We start from the raw sequence: 21,891 nt of genomic DNA, 5'->3' as shown, positions 1-21,891 counted from the left end.
ACTTAACGTGCCTCCATTACATCAAGCAGCTGCGACGCATCTACCTGTGTCACTTGACTGTATATATATGCGTTATTGATCCACTGCATTGCGTGACTTGAGGTATCAAGGAACGGCTGTGGGTACAGTCCAAGCCATACCAAACCTGCAGCTAGCATCAGTAGTAATGACAGCTCGCGCTTGCCCAAATCTTTTAATTTGCGTGCAGGTAAGCCATGTGACTTAGTCTCTCGCTCTGCCAATGCGGCAATATTGTTTTCACCAAATAGTGCGCGATGAATCAAAATAAGCGAATAAAGGCCTGCTAGTACCAAACTGAATGTTGCAAAAACAACGAATACTGGATACTGAGCAAATGAGCCAAATAAAATCATGAACTCGCCAATGAAGTTACCCGTACCAGGAATACCAAGCAACGCAGCACAGAAGAACATCAATATCGGTGCGTAGTAACGGAACTGTCCCCACATACCACCCATTAAGGTCAAATCGCGTGTATGCAGACGCTCATATAGCTGTCCTGCCATGATGAATAGTGCGGCTGAACTCAAGCCATGAGCAAGCATCTGAATCATCAGACCTTGTAAGCTGAGCAATGTTCCAGCATAGATTGCCAATACCACAAAACCCATGTGCGAGATACTGGTATACGCCAGCAGACGCTTCATGTCAGTCTGCATAAATGCAAGCCATGCACCGTAGAAGATACCAATCGTACCTAGAGTAATCGCTATCGGCGCAAACTCTTGTGACGCTGCTGGAAATAGCGGCAACACAAAACGAATCAAGCCATATGCAGCAGTTTTAATGAGCACCCCTGCCAAATCCACCGAACCTGCCGTTGGTGCCTGCGCATGCGCATCTGGCAACCAGCCGTGGAAAGGAATGATTGGCAACTTCACCGCAAAGCCAATGAAGAAGCACAGCATGATTGGATATTCCCAGCCGCCAAGTGACGTACCGAGCAAGTCATTATAGTTAAAGCTCACTACCCCTTTTTGGGCGTAGCTGATAATGACCAATACCAAAATACCGATGAGCATGATAAGCCCAGACGCTTGGGTATAGATAAAGAACTTGGTTGCGGCGTATTCTTTGGTTTTGCCAACCACATCATGACCCCAAATGGCGATCAAGAAGTAGATAGGAACCAGCATCATCTCCCAAAAGAAGAAGAATAAGAACAAATCAATGGCTAAGAAAACACCGATGACGCCGCCCAAACTCCATAGCAAGTTCAGGTGGAAAAAGCCAACGCGGCGCTGAATCTCATTCCACGAACAAGCAACGGCGGCCACACCAAGCAAACCTGTTAAGGCCACCATCATCAATGACAAACCATCTAGTGCTAAGTGAAAGCTAATACCAAAACTTGGTATCCATGGCACACTGAACTCCGCTACCCAAGGCACTGCAGCATCTGGCGCAATGACCTGCTGACTCATACCGCTAAAATCGCCCTGCTGCCAAAGCACTAATGACAAAGCAAAGGTCAACGCCATACCGATCAAGGCAATCCAGCGCGGCAGACGTTTATTAAATCGCTCTACCACCCAGCATAGCAATCCTGCAATAAAAGGAATTGCAATTAATGCTGGTAGCATCCACGTTTGTTGTAACTCAATCATCTTTTACACCACCGTCATCATTACCAGCACCAGCAATACAGCCATACCCAAGCCAAAGCTTGTGGCATAACTTCGAAGAGACCCTGTTTGTGTCGCAGACAATACTTTATTACCAGCTGAGGCCAGCTTAGGTAACAGCAACCACGTTTTATCGATAGGGTCGGCTTTTAATAAGCGGCCGATGAATAAAAAGGGTTTTACAAAAATTACATCATATAGCGCGTCGAAACCTAGGCCATGATAGCACCAGTGATATAGCGCCCCACCAATACGTGAACGCTTAAAGCTAGTGAGCAAGCGACCTTTGTTGACGACATATAACAGTGCGGCCAATATCAAACCTGCTGCCATGGCACCCATCGCGATATATTCTGCGGTGTGCTTAGCATGTGCTTGACCTGCGACTTCTAATAGATGACCAACGCTCTCTGGCAATACACCATCTAATGGTGGCGTAATCCAAGCACCAACGGCTGTAGATAGCACTAGCAACACGGTCAAAGGCAACCAATACGATACACCTGATAGCTTATGAGCATGGGTTTTTTCTTCGCCAAAGAATATGATCCAAATCATACGGAATGTATAAATCGCGGTTAAGAATGCGCCGAATACACCCATATAAAATAGTACTAAGTGACCTGTGGCATAAGTTTCCCAAAGAATCGCTTCTTTAGAATAAAAACCAACGGTAACCCAAGGTATGGCAGCAAGTGCACCGCCACCGATGATATAACACCAAAATACCAATGGGATCTTTTTACGTAGGCCGCCCATCTTAAAGATATCTTGCTCATGGTGTACTGCAAGGATGACCGCACCTGATGATAAGAACAGCAATGCTTTAAAGAAAGCATGGGTCATCAGATGGAAGATTGCCCCTTGCCATGCGCCCACGCCAAGTGCTAAGAACATATAGCCAATTTGACTCATGGTCGAATACGCAAGAATACGTTTGATGTCTGTTTGCGCGAGTGCACAGAATCCAGCAACGACCAGCGTCAATGCCCCTACGCCGCCAACCCAATACAATAAGATGCCTGGGGTCAACTCAAACAATGGATGTAAACGAGCAATCAAATAAACCCCTGCCGTCACCATTGTTGCCGCGTGAATCAATGCCGATACTGGTGTCGGACCTGCCATCGCATCAGCAAGCCATGTATGTAGTGGCAACTGGGCTGATTTACCCATCGCACCGCCGACCAACATCATCGTGGTAAGCATCATCGTTGGGTTATTAACATCGAATACTTCTGGCGCGCGCGTAATAATCTCTTGAATATTAAGCGTACCGAATTCGCGGAATAATAAAAACAAACCAAAGGCTAAGAAAACATCACCGACACGCGTGACGGTAAAGGCTTTCATCGCAGCACGGCCGTTGGCTCTATCATGGTAATAATAACCAATCAATAGGTACGAACAGATACCCACGCCTTCCCAACCTAGATATAGCAGAAATAAGTCATCTGCGAGTACCAGTAACAACATACTGGCCACAAACAAGTTCATATAGCTAAAGAAGCGAGCAAAGCCAGTGTCGCCTTTCATATACCAAGAGGCAAACAGATGAATCAGAAAGCCAATCCCAGTGATAACACCTGTCATGGTCAATGCAAGACCATCAAAGCTCAAACCGAAATGTGGGGCAAAATCGCCCACTTGGAACCAAGTCCACAGCGGAACCTCTACTACCGTTCCAGCTGGGTTGGTGGTCAAAAAGGTATAGCTAACCACTAGCGTGCATAGTGCTGAGAGCAGCATGCTACCTACGCCAACAATCGCTGCGACCGTCTCTGATAATTTGTCGCGCATAAAGGCTAAAATCAAAAAGCCAATGAGCGGGAATATAAAGGTTAATGGTAATAAACTCATGACATCATCCTTTCATCTCATTGGCGCTATCGACATCGAGATGCCCACGCTGATGATAAAAACGCAATAATATTGCCAGACCAATTGACGCTTCAGCCGCGGCCAAGGTCAAAATAAAGATAAACATAATCTGTCCGTCTGGATCGACCCAGCGACTACCTGCTACTACAAATGCCAATGCTGCCGCATTCATCATGATCTCAAGACTCATTAGCATGAATAGGAAGTTACGTCGTACCATGACGCCGCACAGACCGATGGCAAATAAAATACCTGCCAAAATCAGTCCATGACTCATGGGTATCATACCCAGTACATTTTGCGCCTCAGCAACTGGCTGTACTAAGCCTGCCACCTCGTGGGCAAACGGCACGTTTGACACATCTTGTGCCACGCTTGCTGCTAGTACCATTAGTCTGACTCCTTGCGCGTAACTTTGTTCGCACCTACTTGACTACCTGCTTTCATGCCTACCTTCATACCTACATAGTCATGCGGGTCAACATCTTTATATTCGTAAGGCTTAGCCATTTCTACGCCGTCATGCTGTGTAAGCGTACTATCATTGTCGTATTGTTTGATACTGCCTAAGCTTGGCTTGAAGTTTTGGCTATCGTTACCGATGACCTCATCGTCGACTGTCTCTTTACCTAAATGATAAGCGGCGACCAAGGCTGCCAATAATAGCAATGCAGCTACTTCAACCAACATAATGTATTTGGTAAATAGCACCGTACCCACTGCTTTGGCAGAGATAGTCGTGCCACCCATCATGACAGCTTCATCATGATTAAGACCAATCATCGCGTAAAGCACAACGGCAATGATTATCGTCAATCCTGTTGGTATTGCCCAAGTGCCTGCATCGAGCCAACGCTCTTCGCGCTCGTCATTACTCATGCCCAAATTAAGCATCATGATAACGAAAACGAATAGCACCATGATGGCACCGGCATAGACAACAATTTCTAGCGCACCCGCAAACGGCGCACCTAATACAAAAAATATCCCTGCAATTGCCAACAACGACACAATCATCGATAAGATAGCATGCACTGGATTGGCCTGAGTCACTACGCGCAGACTGGCAAATATTGCCACTGCCGCCAGCGAATAAAACCCAGCCAATTCAGGATGGTTCAAAATATTCATCATGGTAGCAAGCTCCTTAGATCAATCGGTGCAGACTCATTTTGTGCTGCGCCTTTTGGTTTATCTGCTACCGCCATACCTGTCACACGATAATAGTTATAATCAGGGTATTTACCTGGTCCTGAAATGAGCAAATGCTCTTTTTCATAGACCAAATCTTGGCGCTTATATTCACCCAATTCAAAATCTGGGGTCATTTGAATCGCTGTCGTTGGACAGGCCTCTTCACACAAACCGCAAAAGATACAGCGTGAGAAGTTAATACGGAAAAACTCTGGATACCAGCGTCCATCTTCACGCTCGGCTTTTTGTAATGAGATACACCCTACCGGACATGCCACCGCACACAAATTACAAGCGACACAGCGCTCGTCTCCATCAGGATCACGCGTTAGGACAATACGTCCACGAAAACGCGGCGGTACAGGTACCGGCTCTTCAGGATAAAGGATGGTGTCACGCGGTCTGAGCGCATGACTATTGACCATCCACATGCTGCGGACAATGGTAAATATACCAATGACGGTCTTTTTTATGGTAGTAAACATGGGATTATTATCCTTATCAGCTTTACCCTAGTTCATCAGTGATGGCTAGTAATGACTATAACGTTGGGGAAAAGATCAAAATGACCGCAGCAGTAATCAACAAATTGATCAAGGTTACGGGCAGACATACTTTCCAGCCAAAGTTCATCACCTGATCATAACGCGGACGCATGAGTGAGCCTCGAGCCAAAACAAACATGGTCATAAAGAACAGCGTTTTAATCATGAACCAAAAAGCTGGTGGAATAAATGGAATATCTAAATTGAACGGCGCAAGCCAACCGCCAAAGAACAAGCAAGTCATCAATGCAGAAATCAAGACAACGTTGACATACTCACCAATAAAGAACATACCAAACTTCATGCCAGAATATTCGACATGATAACCTTCAGCCAGTTCTTGCTCTGCTTCTGGTTGGTCAAATGGATGTCTGTGAGTGACGGCTACACCAGCCACGACAAAGGTCAAAAATCCGAAAAACTGCGGGATGATATACCAGCCGTCTGCTTGTGCTTCGACAATAGCGCGTAAGTTAAATGAACCTGTTAGCGCAACAACGCCCATCAACGACAAACCCAAAAACACTTCGTAACTGATCGTCTGTGCTGCTGAGCGCAAACCACCGAGTAGCGAGAACTTATTGGCAGATGCCCAACCACCGAACATCACCGCGTAAACAGCAATACCAGCCATGGCAAAGAAAAACAGAATACCAATATCCCAATCAACCACGCCAAGCGTTGGCGAGATAGGAATAATGGCAAATGAAGCTAAGGCAGTAAACATTGCGACCGCAGGTGCCAACGTGAACATAAACTTATCGGTAAAATTTGGTGTCCAATCTTCTTTAAAGAAGATTTTGAGCATATCGGCGACCAACTGCAACGAACCAAAAGGCCCGACGCGGTTTGGACCATAACGATCTTGCCATAAGGCCAACATACGGCGCTCATAAATAATCATCATCGCGGCAACCAATACCACGACCAAAAAGATGACTAAAGACTGACCCACCAAAAACAGAATAGACCAAGTATCAAAGCTCATGCTATTGGCCAAAAAGCTTGGCACATCAGGGATAATACGGGTAACTTGCATATTACACCTCCTGTGTGGTGGTCGGCGCTGCGTTTATTTGCGCAGTATCGTTATTGTTCATTATATCGTTAGCCATGCTACCCATCATCGTCACTGGTGCATCTACTTTACGCACCGACGCTGGCATTGATGGGTGAATGATACTCACCTGCCCAACTGGGTAACCGATACAGCCTTCCGCCAAATAACCGACCAGCTGTACTGGCAAGGTGATTTGTTGCTTATCAATCTCAATCGCCAAGTAATCACCAGCAGCAATATTCCAGTCCTTAGCATCATCCATACCGATACGCCATGCAGCAACAGGCAGTTGCTCAGCGACGATTGGACTGCGAGAGGCCATCATTGAACTGGCATAGATATTATAGATAGGCACTAGTTTCGCTTGGCCTTGCTGCATATCAGTCGTCGTCGCAGACATTGCTTCTGGCGCAACATACTGACGTGTTTCTAAACGTGCTAGCTGATCGAACAAACGTACACCCGGATCACCATTTTTTAGATGACCGCCGACTTTGTCTTGGTATTTGTTCCACGCTTGCGGTGAGTTCCAACCTGCCGCATTGGCAAAAGGAATCATCGAGCTTGGCGTTTCTTTACCGCTATAACCTTCCATTGAGAAGGTCAGACCAGTGTCCAAATCTTTCGGCTGCATTGGCTCGTGCACTGAGATTGGCGCACGCATAGCAGTACGACCTGAATAACGACGCGGTTGACGCGCGATTTTCAGACCCGTTATACGGTAGTCAGCATCAGGCGCAGCACCTTTGATACCTGCAAGTTTAGGATGCGTTACGATCAATGCATTGATAACATCATCTAGCTGCGTCCAATCGACATCACGACCTTCGATGCTGCTATGCACAGCATGTATCCAGCGCCAGCCTTCTTTAATGCTGCTCATTGGATGGTAGTATTCGTTATCGTAAACTTGGAAGAAGCGTTGCGCACGGCCTTCAGCTGATATCAACGTGCCATCTGCTTCTGCAAAGCTAGCCGCTGGCAATACAATATCGACATCTTTATGCCAATCAAGGAGCTGATGATCTAATGCAATGACCGTTTTATCAGTCAGTAGCTGCGTCAATTTATTGGCATCAATCGCATCTGTTAGCTGGTTTTCTGCAACCACAACCACATCGTACTCAGTGGCTAGCAGCTCTTCTACTGATTGACCGCCAAGCATACAAACGCCCATGCTATTGGCATCAGGAACCGTTAGATAGATACCTGCTTGTGCCTGATACTTGTTATTTACTTCTTTTAATTCGAGTTTTTCAGCAGGTTCACGTTCGACATCATCCTGCGCTTCTGTATTCACGCCTGTTTCAGGTTTGTTTGGCTTAGCAGATAAATCTTGATCTTCTTCAGGCTGGTCATTAGCCGCTTTTGCTTGGGCTGCTTGTACTTTGGCATTATGTGCCTCAACCTGCTGCTGCTCAGTCGCTTTGATTGCCACGCGTTTTTGGGTCAATGCTTGGGTAATCTGTGCCGCTGCTTCTATCAATGCGGTAGAAGACAAGCTGCCACCCGAAACAACTAACGGCTTATCAGCTTGAATCAAGTCATAAGCGATTTGCTGCGCCAACGCTTGCATACCGTCAGTTTCAGCACTTGCATCAGCTGCTTGCGGATCTGTTATGTCTGCTAAATCATCAGCGAAATTAGCAATTTCATCAGCAACTTTGAAGCCAAGTTTGGTGATGTCTTCAGGTGTCGCCACTACGCTCACTTTACTGATATCTTCTAGCTTAGTTTGCGTTACATCGATGACATAGACCGGGCTTAACGCATCTTGAGCGATACGCTTGACTGGTTCAGCAAGCCACGGCTGCGTTTGCAGCGCCGCCGCCATTTTCAATCCTTCATTTTTTGCGGCTTGACGTACTGACAGCGCAACACGTGATGAAGTTTGTGTGATGTCTTCACCTAATACGAGCACCGCATCATGCGTTTCGATATCGGTCATGCTAGGGTTATAAATGCCTTCCGTGCTAAGCACTTCGATGCATTTATTGACCAGTGCTTGCTGCTGGTGATTCAGACCTGTTGAGAAGTTATCAAAGCCAACGAGATTTTTTAGCGCAAAGTTGGTCTCTAAACTGGCACGCGGTGAGCCAATCCCGATGACTTTTTTATCTTTGATACGTTTGATGGTTTCATCAAGTGCGTAGTCAATATTGATTTTGACATGCTTATCATTGATACGTTCAAGCGCTTGGGTTGGACGATCATCACGATTGACATAGCCATAACCAAAACGACCACGGTCACATAAGAAATAGCGGTTTACTTCACCGTTATAGCGGTTTTCGATACGGCGCAATTCACCATAACGCTCACCCGGTGAGATATTACAACCAGCTGAGCAACCATGACAGATGCTTGGCGCATACTGCATGTCCCATTTACGGTTGTAGCGCTCAGAGTGGGTTTTATCAGTAAACACACCCGTTGGACAGACTTCCGTCAAGTTGCCTGAAAACTCGCTTTCAAACTGACCATCTTTATCACGGCCAAAGTAAACACGATTATTTGAGCCATACACACCCAAATCTTCGCCGCCCGCGTAGTCTTTATAAAAACGTACACAGCGATAGCAAGCGATACAACGGTTCATCTCATGTGCGATGAATGGACCAAGCTCTTGGTTATGGTGCGTGCGTTTGGTAAAGCGATAGCGACGACGGCTATGACCTGACATATAGGTCATGTCCTGCAAATGACAATGTCCACCCTCTTCACAAGTTGGACAGTCATGTGGATGGTTGGTCATGAGTAGCTCAACCATCGACTTGCGGAATGCTTTGGCTTCATCGTCAGTGACCGAGATATACATGTCATCGCCAGGAGCGACCATACATGACATCACAAGGCGACCGCGACCTGCTTCCATATCTTCTTTATTTTGGAATTGCTTGACCGCGCACTGACGGCACGAGCCTACTGAGCCAAGGGCTGGATGATAACAAAAATACGGCACATCAATGCCGAGTGATAAGCAGGCTTGTAGCAAGTTATCTGCGCTATCTACTTCGACAGTGGTTCCATCAATATGTATGACTGCCATGCCGCTCTCCTTATTTCACTACTGGCTGTTGGTTGGCTGCAGCATCAATAACATCGACACCAACCGCCTGCGCGATTTTTTGATCAAACTCTGGACGGAAATATTTAATCGCACTCATTAGTGGTTCCATCGCACCTGGAGCATGCGCACAGAATGTTTTACCAATCCATAAGTCACGCGTTAGGCCTTCTAGTTTTTCTACATCGCCCACTTGCCCTTCACCATCATTGATGGCGGTAAGCAGTTTCACGCCCCACGGTAGACCATCACGGCATGGTGTACACCAACCACATGACTCACGCTGAAAGAAAATCTCAAGGTTGCGCAGTAATGGCACCATATCTTGTGATTCATCGACGACCATAATGAGACCAGTACCCATACGGCTACCAGCGTTTTGAATGGTGTCAAAATCCACAACTACATCTAAATGCTCTGCGGTCAAAAAGTCAGTCGAGGCGCCGCCCGGTAACCAAGCTTTCAGTGTTTTACCATCTTTCATACCACCCGCTAAATCTTCAATGATTTCGCGAGCTGTATAACCAAACGGTAATTCCCACAGGCCTGGATCATTAACTAAACCTGAGCAGCCGAATAGTTTGGTGCCTGGCGTTTTGCTTTTGCCTTTGATTTCAGATAACGACTGATACCATTCAACGCCATGATTCAAAATCGCTGGCATATTACACAGAGTTTCAACGTTGTTAACAACGGTTGGACGACCCCATGCACCAGAGATTTGCGGAAACGGCGGCTTAGTACGTGGGTTAGCACGGCGGCCTTCTAGACAGTTAATTAGCGCTGTTTCTTCACCGCAGATATAACGTCCAGCGCCCGTATGCACATGCAGATTAAAACTAAAATCTGAGCCTAAAATATTATCGCCCATGAGATTGTTAGCCAAGCACTCTTCGATAGCAGCGACCAAACGCTCAGCGGCCAAGATATACTCACCGCGGATAAAGATATAACCGTCAGTGGCACCAATTGCATGAGCAGTAATGAGCATACCTTCGATCAGCTGAAACGGTAGACGCTCCATGAGCAAACGGTCTTTGAATGTGCCCGGCTCCATTTCATCAGCATTACAGATCAGATAACGCGGCAAACCGTCTGGTGGCGACATAAACGACCACTTTAGACCAGCGTTAAAGCCCGCACCACCGCGGCCTCGAACATTGGCGGCTTTAATCATATTACCAACGTCTTTAGGCGATTTGGATAGCGCTTCTTTTAGACCCGTAAAGCCTTTTAGAGACTCATAAGTAGCTAAATCAAGCACCGCATCATGATGCGCTAGACGCCAAGTCAAAGGCTTAGTTTCGCTAGTGGCTGTCGCTTTATCACCATAGATTGGAACACGCTGTGCATTTAGCTGGCTTGGCGCTTGGCCTTGACCGCGACGAGCAATTTGCTCTGAAATCGTTAAACTCATGCGTATAGCTCCAATAATTGCGCGACCTCAGATGGCTGGACAGGGCCGTAAGTGTCTTCATCAATCAGTACCGCTGGTCCCTTATCACAGTTGCCCAAGCAGCAAATTGGCAATAGCGTAAAACGTCCATCAGCAGTGGTTTGACCGTACTCTATACCCAGCTGCGATCTAATCTCAGCTGACAGCGCCTCATAACCTGTCAAATAACAAGCCACAGAGTCACATATGAGAATCACATGGCGACCGACAGGTTGGCGATAAATACGGTTAAAGAAAGTCGCAACCCCATCCATGTCTGACATCGGAATGTCTAGGATGTTGGCAATGGCATTTGCTTGCGCATCATCGACCCAGCCGTTGCGCTTTTGCACGATTTTTAGCGCATCTAGCGAGGCAGCACGCGCCTGTGGGTAATGATGCATAAACTCATGAATGGCAGCGATTTCATCACTAGTGAGAATGCTTTCCACATCTACTTTTGGCATTTTGTCGGAAACAATTTTCATAATCTTCTGTCTTTCCTCACTCATCCTGCTCTATCACAAGCCAATATCAGTCTGATTGAAACTGTAGTTATATTGGCGAATGACAGCATTTTGGTGTGCCATCAGGCAATAATATATTGATGAACAAATACTTTTGAAGCAGCGGCTCTAACGATCACAATCCGCCATCACAATATCAATCGATGCTAGGTACATAATGGCATCAGAAACCAGCGAGCCATTGATGACCGACGGCATCTGTTGCAAATGCGCAAATGTCGGTGTACGGATACGGGTACGATAGCTCATCGTGGCCTTGTCTGAAGTGATGTAATAACTGTTCAGACCTTTAGTCGCCTCGACGATCGTCGTACATTCGCCCGCTGGCATCACAGGACCCCAAGATACTGAGATAAAGTGATTAATAAGCGTTTCGATATCATTTAGCGTACGGTCTTTCGGCGGTGGTACGGCCAGTGGATGATCCGCTTTGTAAGGGCCTTGTGGCATATTGTCCATACACTGGCGGATGATACGTAACGACTGACGCATCTCTTCGACTTTGACCATACAGCGATCATACGCATCACCGTTGTAACCGACTGGCACTTCAAAATCGTAATTCTCATAACCCATGTATGGACGCGCTTTACGCAGGTCGAAATCAACGCCTGTCGCGCGCAGACCAGCGCCCGTCACGCCCCAAGCAAGTGCTTGCTTAGCATTATACTGAGCAACCCCTTGGGTACGGCCTTTGAGCACGCTGTTTTGTAATGCCGCTTTGACATACTCGTCCAAGCGTTTTGGCATCCAATCTAAGAACTCACGAACCAAACGCTGCCAGCCACGTGGCAGATCAGCAGCAGTACCGCCGATACGGAACCAAGCGGGGTGCATACGATAGCCAGTCACGGCTTCGATAACGTCATAAGCTTTTTGGCGATCGGTAAACATATAGAATACAGGGGTCATACCGCCCGCATCCTGAATGAACGTACCGACGAATAGTAAGTTATTGGTAATACGGAAAAACTCGCTCATCATCACGCGAATAGTTTCAGCGCGCGGTGGAATAGTGATTCCAGCAAGCTTTTCGACCGACATGATGTATGGCAGCTCATTCATTACGCCGCCAAGATAATCGATACGGTCGGTATAAGGAATAAATGAGTGCCAAGTTTGACGCTCAGCCATCTTTTCTGCGCCGCGATGGTGATAGCCAATATCAGGAATACAATCGACGACTTCTTCGCCATCTAGCTGTAATACCAAACGGAATGCACCGTGAGCAGAGGGATGGTTAGGACCGATGTTCAAGAACATAAAGTCTTCGTCACGACCTGAACGCTTCATGCCCCACTCTTCTGGGACGAAACGCAGGTTCTCTTGCTCGTATTGCTGCTTGGCCGTATTCAAGAAGTACGGGGTAAATTCCGTCGCGCGTGCATGATATTCTTTACGCAGTGGATGTCCTTCCCAGTATTTTGGTAATAAAATACGGGTCAAATGCGGATGACCTGTAAAGACGATACCGAACATGTCCCACACTTCACGCTCATACCAGTTGGCGTTTGGCCAAATATTGGTGGCGCTCGGTACATTGACATCGTCTTCGCTCAGCGCGACCTTGATACGTACATCACTATTGCGCTCAAGCGACATTAAGTGATAAAACACCGTAAAATCACTGTCAGGCAAACCCGCGCGATGCTGGCGTAAACGCTCATCTATCGCTGACAAGTCAAATAGCATGACGTAAGGTTTAGGCAGTTTACGCAAGAATAAAAGAATATCTAATAAATCAGCACGCGCCACCCAAACCGTTGGAATCTCATCCACAGTCTGCTGCACGACAAATTTACCAGCATACTTTTGCTCCAGCTCTGTGATAACTGCTGGGACGGGCTTGATCTTAGGATCTATGTTTTCGACTACCGTGACCATGAATGATGTATTCCTTCATTAATCATAACTGAACTATGTTAGTCATAACCGAACTATGTCAACCATAACTGAGCTATGTTAATCATAACCGAACTATGATAAGCGCATAAAATATTGAAACTGTTGCTACAAGTCTAAATGCTGTTTGAAACTTAAATGCTATCTGGGCTGCGCAAGTTTTTAACAGCGATACGATCTGCCTGCTTGCGGTCACGCTCAGGCGTCATTTGCGGCTGATAGATACCCTGCTCATTGACATGGATACCCAGCGGACGACGCTCTTTAGTAATAGATTCTTGTAACAACATCAAACCCTGAATAAGCGCTTCTGGACGCGGCGGACAACCTGGCACATACACATCAACAGGGATAATCTTATCGACGCCTTGTACGACAGAATAAATATCATACATGCCGCCCGAGTTGGCACAGGCACCCATAGAGATAACCCATTTTGGCTCAAGCATTTGCTCATATAGGCGCTGGATGACAGGGGCCATCTTAACGAAGCAAGTACCAGCGACGATCATGACATCCGCTTGACGAGGCGAGGCACGAATAACCTCTGCCCCAAAACGTGACAAATCATGAACGGCGGTTAAGGTAGTAGCGTATTCAACATAACAGCAAGAGGTACCAAAGTTAAATGGCCACAGTGAGTTCTTACGCCCCCAGTTTGCTGTTGAATGAACGAGGTCTTCGAGACGACCCATAAAGACGTTTTTATTCACTTCATCTTCGATAGGATCATTGACCGTTTGACTGGTCTGTGCAGGATAGGTATCTGCATCGGGGTTGGCTTTTGTTAATGTGTATTTCATAACATACAACCTTCATATTAGGCTTGGCGTGGCAATCATCTTGCTCGCGCTGTCGCCATAATTTTATTATTAATAAGTGGCTAATCATCAGCGATCATTAATACAAACAGAACTGACGCCTTCATGCTTTGCTGCTCGTTTTTGCAAACGCTATAAGCTGAGCATCAACTGCTACTAACGTTCAGTTTTGTCCTGCTGAGCAGACGTCGCAAAATCCACAGAAGTAACGTTACCCGTGGTATTAATATGATCGATGTTTTGTAGATGACGACGATTGGTCTCAATATTGTTTGAGACATTGATTTGACCGGATGACTGCGCGGGTACTTTACCTGTCGGATCGACCATTAGCTCATGAGCACCATCAAACTTGGTGATGTCTGCCAAATTAAAGCCTGCAGGCGCCGCATATAAGCGTGCTTTTTTGCGTAACTTATCAGCAGGTGCCCAGTTCATCGCACCCAAGCTCAGCTCATAAATCAAACCGATAATTAGAATAGTGATAAACGTGCCAGCGGCGGCAAAGCCAAGCCAACCAGCCTCCCGTACCGACACAGCATAAGCGTAGAGATATAGCGCCTCTAAATCAAAAATCACAAAGAAGATTGCGACCAAATAAAATTTGGCAGACAAACGAATACGGGCGTTGCCAGATCCGACAACACCCGCTTCAAATACTTCTTCCTTTTGTGAGCCTTGAGAGCGACCGCCAAGTAAGCGCGGTACGACCAGCATAAAGACAACTAGCCCAATGGCGGCTAAAATAAAAGCAATGGCTGACCAATTAAAAGCAGACATGATAATACGTGCTCCTCACCCAATCGAGTGTTAGACACAGCGCAAGCACTGACCCACTCAGGCCATGTTGCGACAGGTATAACGCAGACGAAAACACAAAGTGACTTTATTTAAAAAGTGACTTTATTTAAGTAATTGTCACTGCACTTCAGCAACTGTCACTGTGTTTAAGTAACTGTCATTGAGTCACATGTTAGGTATTTTGCTGGTAACAACCAATTATCAAGCTTATTGACGACGATGTCAGACGTGACCAACTGTAGAGATTCCGGTATGCGCGCGGATAAAGGCTGGTCGCCCAACGCATCTTCTAACAACGTAAGATCAACGTATTAAATCAATATCATATCTGACTGCTTACTTAATTGATTTAATAGCTCATTACACGTGGTCAACAATGACGTGACAACTGGCATAAATTATTTACGTACTATACGCATATCAGTGCCTAAAAGCTAGTTTTTAACTGTATTGAACGGTCACTTTCTGTGTAAAAAAAATGTGTTTTTTTTACTATGAATTATGATATAGACCTTACCTTATATTAACCCCAAATCCGTACTTTTGGCTACGAGCAAACACTGCCACGCTATTTGTCAAAAATTAAGTGTCCGAATACCCCACTTTCATCACCCAAGTCCTCCCCCAAAGTGAGCATTTTTGCTTTATAATGACCCACCAGATTTTTATGATATGCCATCATCAAACCTTAAATTCTATTATTCTTACAATAAAGATTATTAAAATATCGCAACGATACGAATTTTGATGATGCACGCTGCGTTTATCTATCTTTGTCATATCAGCGCTACCCTCTTTTTTGCTTTTGTCTTACAGGTCACGTTATGAGTCAACTCAATCCCAAACAATCCGAGGCCATGCTCTACGTATCTGGTCCATTACTTGTACTTGCAGGTGCTGGCTCCGGCAAAACCTCTGTGATTACGCGTAAGATTGCTTACCTAATCCAAGAATGTGACATGCCAGCTGAGCGCATCACCGCCGTGACCTTTACCAATAAAGCGGCACGTGAAATGAAAGCACGTGTCAGTAAACTGCTACCAAGCGAAAAAATGCGCGGGTTAACGGTATCGACCTTTCACCAATTTGGTTTACAGTTTTTGCGCTATGAGCTGATTCATACTCCGCTAAAAGGCAACTTTTCCATCATGGACAGCGACGACAGTAAGCGATTGCTGATGGAACTAATGATGCGCGACAACTTGAGTGGCGCTGAAAGTCGCGAGTTGGTCGGTAAAGCCATCAAAATGATTTCGGATTGGAAAAATGATTTGGTCGAGCCCGATAAGGCGATGGAAACGCTAGACGATCCAGAAGACATGATTTTTGCCACGTTATATGCGCTTTATGAGCGTAACTTGCGTGCTTATAATGCCGTCGATTTTGATGACTTGATTGTACTGCCAACCAAGATATTACGTGAGAACAGAGAACTGCGTGACAAATGGCAAAACCGTATTCGTTATCTATTGGTCGATGAGTATCAGGATACCAATACCGCCCAGTATGAGATGATTAAATACTTGGTTGGGCCGCAAGGTCGCTTTACCGTGGTTGGTGATGATGACCAATCTATCTATGCGTGGCGCGGGGCAAAGCCCGAAAACATGGCACTGCTAAAAGAAGATTTTCCAAAACTGAAAATCGTTATGCTTGAGCAAAACTATCGCTCAACCACGCGTATTTTGACTTCGGCCAACGCCGTCATTCTAAATAACGAGCATTTATTCGAGAAAAAATTGTGGTCAGATAAAGGCCAAGGCGAAAAAATCCGCATCATTAACTGCCGTAATGACGATGATGAATCCGAGCGCGTGGCCAAAGAAATCGTCACGCATAAGCTGCGCTTTGGTAACGAGTGGGAACAGTATGCGGTGCTGTACCGCAGTAACTTTCAGGCACGTATGCTAGAGGCACAATTACGCCAGTTGCAAGTACCTTATAAGTTATCGGGTGGTCAATCATTCTTTGCGCGTAGTGAAATCAAAGACATCATGGGCTATCTGCGTCTGATTTTGAATCCCGAAGATGACAGCGCATTTTTGCGTATTATCAATACACCTAAGCGCGGTATGGGACCAGCCACGTTAGAAAAACTCGGTTTGTTTGCGCAAGAGCACAGCATATCGTTACTGGCCTCTTGTACCCACGCTGGTCTGACTCATGTATTGCCGTCAAAGGCTTATGGTACGATAAAAGAGTTTGGTGAATTCATCGAGCACTATACGCGTGAGCTAGATCAACATCCTGACCCTGTACCTATCGTACGCCAAATGATTGATGAGACGGGTTATATTGATTTTGTCCGTAGCGATGCCAAAACGCCGCAACAAGAAAAAAACCGTATTGATAATATCGATATGCTGTACACCAGTATTCAGTCCTTGATTAATCGCGCTGAAGAAGACGAAGATCGAACGATTGATACCATCATTCGTAAGCTGGTTTTGCTTGATATGCTTGAGCAGCAGCAAGAAGAAGAGAATACCAACAAAGTTAACTTGATGACCTTACATGCGGCAAAAGGTTTGGAGTTTGATTTTGTTTATATCATGGGTCTTGAAGAGGAGATGCTACCGCATCGCAACTCTATCATGAGTGAGACGGTCGAAGAAGAGCGCCGTCTGATGTACGTGGGCATTACCCGTGCACGCCGTGAGCTGACATTGACACTCGCGACCCAGCGCCGTGCTGGTGGTCAGATGCGAGTTACCTCAGAATCAAGATTTCTGGATGAGCTACCTGAGGATCATATTGACTGGCCTGCCAAAGCGAAAAAGAAAAAAGCGACCAAAGACCCAGAAGCCGTCGCTGATGAATATCTGGCCAATATTCGAGCATTACTGGGTAAGCGTTAATCTTACTCAAGACATTTAAGCACCTAAGCAATAAACACCTAAGTAAAACGCTTGCGAGAATACGCTTTAGACTGTGCAAAAGGCGATTGTTATAATCGTCATTGTTATTGTTCTTTATATACTGTAAAAACTTGACTGTAAAAACTTGGAACACTTATGCCTACCCCGACGCCCAATCAGGAACGAACTGCCATGCTGTCAGGAGACTATAATTCGGCTGAATATAGTGCCGAATATAAGCTTCTGTATCTGCAGGGTTTGGTTGCTGATAAAGCATACGAGGCCATTACAGAGTTTCTGGAAAAGCAGTCCGAATATGAGATTGCCAACCTACTAGAGTCCTTCCCAACTCAAAACCGTCTGTTGATTTGGGCGCAGGTGCCAGAGCATATCAAGGGTGAGGTACTTGCCGAGCTAGATGTCGATACCCGCCAGCCGTTGATGGAGAACATTTCTTCTCAAGAAATATCGTTGTTTACCCAAGATCTTGATGCGCAAGATATATCTGAGATTTTGGACACTGTTACTGAGAGCGTACGTACCTCAGTCATGGCAACGCTAGACGAAGAGACGCGGGTTCAAGTCAACAAACTTGATACCTATGCCGACTGGGAAGTAGGTAGCTATATGGATCCCGATATTATCCAGATAAGGGATGATATCTATTTGGCTGATGTGCAAGAGTGGCTACGTGAAAACGACGACCTGCTCGATGACGAGAGCCAAGAGCTGCTCGTTGTCGATCAAAGCCAGCAATTGCTGGGACTACTGAGTCTAGTAGATTTAATTAAGCATAAACAGAATACATTAGTTTCGGATCTGATTGACACTGCCATTACGATTAACGATCGCTTGGATATTCAAGATGCTGCTGCGATTTTTCGTTCAGAAGACATCCGTTTTGCCCCCGTCATCAATAGCCATGGCGAGCTGGTTGGTCAACTAAACGGCGAGGACATCATGGAGATTATCCAAGATGATGTCGACAGTACCATGAAAAACCTCGCTGGTGTTAGCCAAGATGAAGAGCTGTTTGCCCCTATCCTAACCAGTGCCAAAAGCCGTAGCGTCTGGCTAGGTATCAATTTATGTACCGCCCTATTGGCCGCAGCAGTGATTGGACAGTTTGAAGAAGTATTGGCACAAGTCGTGGCGCTAGCGATATTGATGCCAGTAGTCGCCAGTATGGGCGGTATTGCTGGCTCGCAGACGCTAACGGTCGTTATCCGCGGGATGGCGATGGGTCAAATCGGTGGTTCTAACCGTGTCTGGCTGTTGAATAAAGAGCTGTGGGTGGGCGCAATCAACGGTATCATCTGGGCGATAATTATGGCGTTTATTGCTCAGCTATGGTTTCATGATATTAAGATCAGTGCCGTCATCGGTTTTGCCATTGCGATCAACATGACTGCGGCTAATGTCTCGGGGATCAGCATACCGCTGATGCTAAAACGGATGAATATCGACCCTGCTCTATCTGCTTCGGTTATCCTAACGACCGTCACAGATATCGTCGGCTTTATGTCCTTTTTAGGATTGGCTAGCGTGCTGATACTTTAGTTTTTTGCTGAATTACTGAATTACTGAATTACTGAATTACTGAAATATAGAATTGTTATTTGTATAAAAATTTCGAATAAGATTTATTTAGACCTTAGTTCAAGACCTTAGTTCAAGACCTTAGTTCAAGGCCTTAGTTTTAAATCATAATTTAAAAACCATCAAATCGTTAAGTGAGTGTGTTATGCAAGCTGTACAAGTTAAAGTGGTAAACCCTAAAATTACTGAAGATAAAGCGTTTTCTCTACCCACTCGTGCCACCGATGGCAGTGCAGGTATTGATTTGCGTGCTTGTATTGACGAGCCATTAACGATTAAAGCAGGTGAAACCCATTTAATTGGCACAGGCCTTGCGGTTTATATCCAAGACCCTAACTATGCAGGTATGATTTTACCGCGTTCAGGTCTTGGTCATAAGCACGGTATCGTCTTGGGTAACTTAGTTGGGCTAATCGATGCTGACTATCAAGGCGAGCTGATGGTTAGTATTTGGAACCGCAGTAACGAAGACTTTGTTCTTAATCCAGCTGAGCGTATGGCACAGTACATCGTGGTACCTGTTGCGCGTCCTGAGTTTAAAGTGGTTGCAGAATTCAGTGATGAAAGCGTACGCGGTGCAGGCGGGTTTGGACACTCAGGTCGTCAATAGTAGCTATTTTGATGGTCCATCCTGTTAGTAATTTTTAGATAGCGATTAGAATTTTGCTTGAGCTATATATAAAGCCTTGCGCTATTCATTTTTTATTTATCATTGAACACCTATCACGGTTATAAGGAGAGTAAGCAATGCCACCTTTTGCGGCGCAGCAATCCTTATTCCGTGCTTATGATATTCGTGGTGCCAACCAGTATTTTACTAGTAGTTTTATACAAGCGTTAGGCCATGCTTTTGCTACTCTCTATAATGCGCAAAATAGCCAACCGACTCAAGACATCAATGCTAATGCCACTGTTGAGACTAAGCAGAATGTTGTCGTTGTTGGTTATGATATGCGTATTGGCAGTGAGGCCATTGCATCCACACTTTCTACTGTACTAGCTCAGCAGGGTTTACGCGTAATCCAGTTAGGTCTGGTTACCACGCCGATGATGGCATTTTGGGCAGCGCAATATCAAGGTCATGGCATAGTTGCAACAGCGAGCCATTCCGCTAAAGACATATTAGGCATCAAATGGTTAGTAAATAACAAGTCTCCTAGTAGCTCAGAGATACAGACGCTCTATCATCAAATAACCGCTAATCATAGTTGTCACGCCTATCCCGATAGCCAAGCTACCAATCCTATCTTACATTCAGAAAACATTGATAATAACTACGACTCAAAATTGCCAACAGATTTGCTTGAGCAATCACCTACTAATCAAGTAGGTAATGTATATATCGATGCTATTGCGCAGGTATTTGAAAAATTATTTCAGCACAATCACTCGGCAACTAAAGCCAATCAAAAAAACGCTTATAAACTTGATTTAGTCATAGTTATTGACTGTATGCACGGTGCAACCGGTAGCATTGCTCAACGCTTGTTCGAACGTTTTTGCCAGCATGTTATTTTTCTCAATGATACCCCCAATGGCAATTTCCCCCTTGGTAATCCAGACCCTACCGAACCAAACCGCTTAAACGAATTGCAACGAGCCGTTGTGCTGCACGTAGCAGATATCGGCTTGGCGTTTGATGGCGATGGCGATCGTTTGATGATCGTTGATAACAACGGCAAAATAGTTACGCCCGATCATTTGCTCTATCTACTGGCACGTATTGCTATTACTGAACATCCTAACTCTCTTAGCGCCTCTTTATTAGCGTCTGAAGTTCTTTTCGATATTAAGTGCGCCCATCATTTACCAAGACTGTTATCTGAGCTTGGTACTATACCTGTGATTAGCAAGACTGGCAGCAGCTTTATGCGCCAGCAGGTACAGCATCCTGACAATCAGATTGTTTTCGCTGGTGAATTATCAGGGCATTTCATCTTTAATGATAGCCGCTTTATCCCTTATGATGATGCGATGTATGCTGCATTACGGTTGCTGCATTGGCTTGACCAACCTCATGATGATACTAATGATAAAAAACCGCTAGCAGATATCATCCAAAACTTGCCCACTATAGTCAGTACTGCTGACCATTACTTGCCAATGCCGCAGACCGCTACTACCGACTGCTCTCTCGTAGAGCAATTAACGAGATTTTGTCATTACTTGCAGCATCTAGTAGATATGTCTACTCATACTGATTCTTCATCTAGTCAGCAGTTAAAAGATACTTGCCTGCCCGTCACAATATGCAAGTCGTCAGTGTGTACTTGCGCTACTGCGAAGGCGCAAATAGCATTAAAACAGACGCATGAATTATTACCTGTAGGGACCAAGCTGAGCTGTATCGATGGTGTGCGTTTAGATTTTGCGCATGGCTTTGGCGTACTGCGTCAATCAAATACCAGCAATAGCCTGACCGCGCGCTTTGCGGGTGACAGTATAGATGACCTAAAAGATATTCAGGCGACATTTGCCGTTTTATGCCGACCATTTAACGCAGCGCTAGCTGAACAGATTCTTGCTATTCCTGCGGAGTAGCCTCATAAAACATA

Annotated in this window: 16 protein-coding genes; 4 read left to right on the top strand and 12 right to left on the bottom strand. The window is 45.6% G+C overall.

All coding sequences use genetic code 11. The annotated features are described in order from the left end of the window. Positions 1-2 precede the first annotated feature (2 nt). The 12 genes from nuoM to ndhC all read right to left on the bottom strand — a co-directional run bounded on the left by nuoM (position 3) and on the right by ndhC (position 14,858). Positions 3-1,628 (bottom strand): NADH-quinone oxidoreductase subunit M, encoded by a 1,626-nt coding sequence (nuoM, locus tag SJY28_RS06875; RefSeq protein ID WP_379543899.1) that lies wholly within the window; start codon positions 1,626-1,628, stop codon positions 3-5. A 3-nt stretch (positions 1,629-1,631) separates the two neighbouring features. Further along, entirely contained in the window at positions 1,632-3,506 is a 1,875-nt protein-coding gene (gene nuoL, locus SJY28_RS06870; protein WP_379543898.1) for an NADH-quinone oxidoreductase subunit L, read from the bottom strand. Positions 3,507-3,510: 4 nt separating this feature from the next. After that, the gene (nuoK, locus tag SJY28_RS06865; RefSeq protein WP_025653102.1) at positions 3,511-3,819 is read right to left on the bottom strand and encodes an NADH-quinone oxidoreductase subunit NuoK; all 309 of its coding nucleotides are present in this window, start codon (positions 3,817-3,819) and stop codon (positions 3,511-3,513) included. A gap of 98 nt (positions 3,820-3,917) precedes the next feature. Further along, positions 3,918-4,661: an NADH-quinone oxidoreductase subunit J gene (gene nuoJ / locus SJY28_RS06860; RefSeq protein WP_379543897.1), complete on the bottom strand. Its 744-nt coding sequence runs from the start codon at positions 4,659-4,661 to the stop codon at positions 3,918-3,920. Continuing rightward, positions 4,658-5,206, bottom strand: a complete 549-nt coding sequence (gene nuoI, locus SJY28_RS06855; RefSeq protein ID WP_010198902.1) for an NADH-quinone oxidoreductase subunit NuoI — start codon at positions 5,204-5,206, stop codon at positions 4,658-4,660. Before nuoI ends, nuoJ begins: the two co-directional genes overlap by 4 nt. A gap of 55 nt (positions 5,207-5,261) precedes the next feature. Next, positions 5,262-6,254 carry an NADH-quinone oxidoreductase subunit NuoH gene (gene nuoH, locus SJY28_RS06850; protein ID WP_179798733.1) on the bottom strand — a complete coding sequence of 331 codons (993 nt, stop codon included), beginning with the start codon at positions 6,252-6,254 and terminating at the stop codon, positions 5,262-5,264. 52 nt (positions 6,255-6,306) lie between these two features. Further along, positions 6,307-9,375: an NADH-quinone oxidoreductase subunit NuoG gene (gene nuoG, locus SJY28_RS06845; protein WP_379543896.1), complete on the bottom strand. Its 3,069-nt coding sequence runs from the start codon at positions 9,373-9,375 to the stop codon at positions 6,307-6,309. Between the two features lie 10 nt (positions 9,376-9,385). Further along, positions 9,386-10,810, bottom strand: a complete 1,425-nt coding sequence (nuoF, locus tag SJY28_RS06840) for an NADH-quinone oxidoreductase subunit NuoF (RefSeq protein WP_114700720.1) — start codon at positions 10,808-10,810, stop codon at positions 9,386-9,388. Next, complete coding sequence (nuoE, locus tag SJY28_RS06835; protein WP_057758927.1) at positions 10,807-11,316, bottom strand: NADH-quinone oxidoreductase subunit NuoE; 510 nt, start codon at positions 11,314-11,316, stop codon at positions 10,807-10,809. Before nuoE ends, nuoF begins: the two co-directional genes overlap by 4 nt. A 147-nt stretch (positions 11,317-11,463) precedes the next feature. Then, positions 11,464-13,239 (bottom strand): NADH-quinone oxidoreductase subunit C/D, encoded by a 1,776-nt coding sequence (gene nuoC / locus SJY28_RS06830; protein ID WP_057758925.1) that lies wholly within the window; start codon positions 13,237-13,239, stop codon positions 11,464-11,466. 152 nt (positions 13,240-13,391) lie between these two features. Next, positions 13,392-14,060 carry an NADH-quinone oxidoreductase subunit B family protein gene (locus tag SJY28_RS06825; RefSeq protein ID WP_101206265.1) on the bottom strand — a complete coding sequence of 223 codons (669 nt, stop codon included), beginning with the start codon at positions 14,058-14,060 and terminating at the stop codon, positions 13,392-13,394. 174 nt (positions 14,061-14,234) lie between these two features. Next, positions 14,235-14,858, bottom strand: a complete 624-nt coding sequence (gene ndhC / locus SJY28_RS06820; RefSeq protein ID WP_102091044.1) for an NADH-quinone oxidoreductase subunit A — start codon at positions 14,856-14,858, stop codon at positions 14,235-14,237. A gap of 845 nt (positions 14,859-15,703) precedes the next feature. Between ndhC and SJY28_RS06815 the strand changes: the two genes are divergently transcribed. The 4 genes from SJY28_RS06815 (at position 15,704) to SJY28_RS06800 (ending at position 21,877) form a co-directional block, all read left to right on the top strand. Then, positions 15,704-17,737 (top strand): UvrD-helicase domain-containing protein, encoded by a 2,034-nt coding sequence (locus SJY28_RS06815; RefSeq protein WP_201547616.1) that lies wholly within the window; start codon positions 15,704-15,706, stop codon positions 17,735-17,737. Between the two features lie 156 nt (positions 17,738-17,893). After that, the gene (gene mgtE, locus SJY28_RS06810; RefSeq protein ID WP_201555958.1) at positions 17,894-19,297 is read left to right on the top strand and encodes a magnesium transporter; all 1,404 of its coding nucleotides are present in this window, start codon (positions 17,894-17,896) and stop codon (positions 19,295-19,297) included. A 184-nt stretch (positions 19,298-19,481) separates the two neighbouring features. Continuing rightward, on the top strand, positions 19,482-19,946 hold the full coding sequence (gene dut, locus SJY28_RS06805) for a dUTP diphosphatase (RefSeq protein ID WP_379543895.1): 465 nt from the start codon (positions 19,482-19,484) through the stop codon (positions 19,944-19,946). A 137-nt stretch (positions 19,947-20,083) separates the two neighbouring features. After that, positions 20,084-21,877: a phosphomannomutase gene (locus SJY28_RS06800; RefSeq protein WP_379543894.1), complete on the top strand. Its 1,794-nt coding sequence runs from the start codon at positions 20,084-20,086 to the stop codon at positions 21,875-21,877. Positions 21,878-21,891: the final 14 nt, after the last annotated feature.

The sequence above is a fragment of the Psychrobacter sp. R86515 genome (assembly GCF_042466315.1).
GTDB lineage: Bacteria > Pseudomonadota > Gammaproteobacteria > Pseudomonadales > Moraxellaceae > Psychrobacter.
The sequence above is the reverse complement of the archived record's forward strand: the minus strand, read 5'-3'. Positions and strand labels throughout refer to the sequence as shown.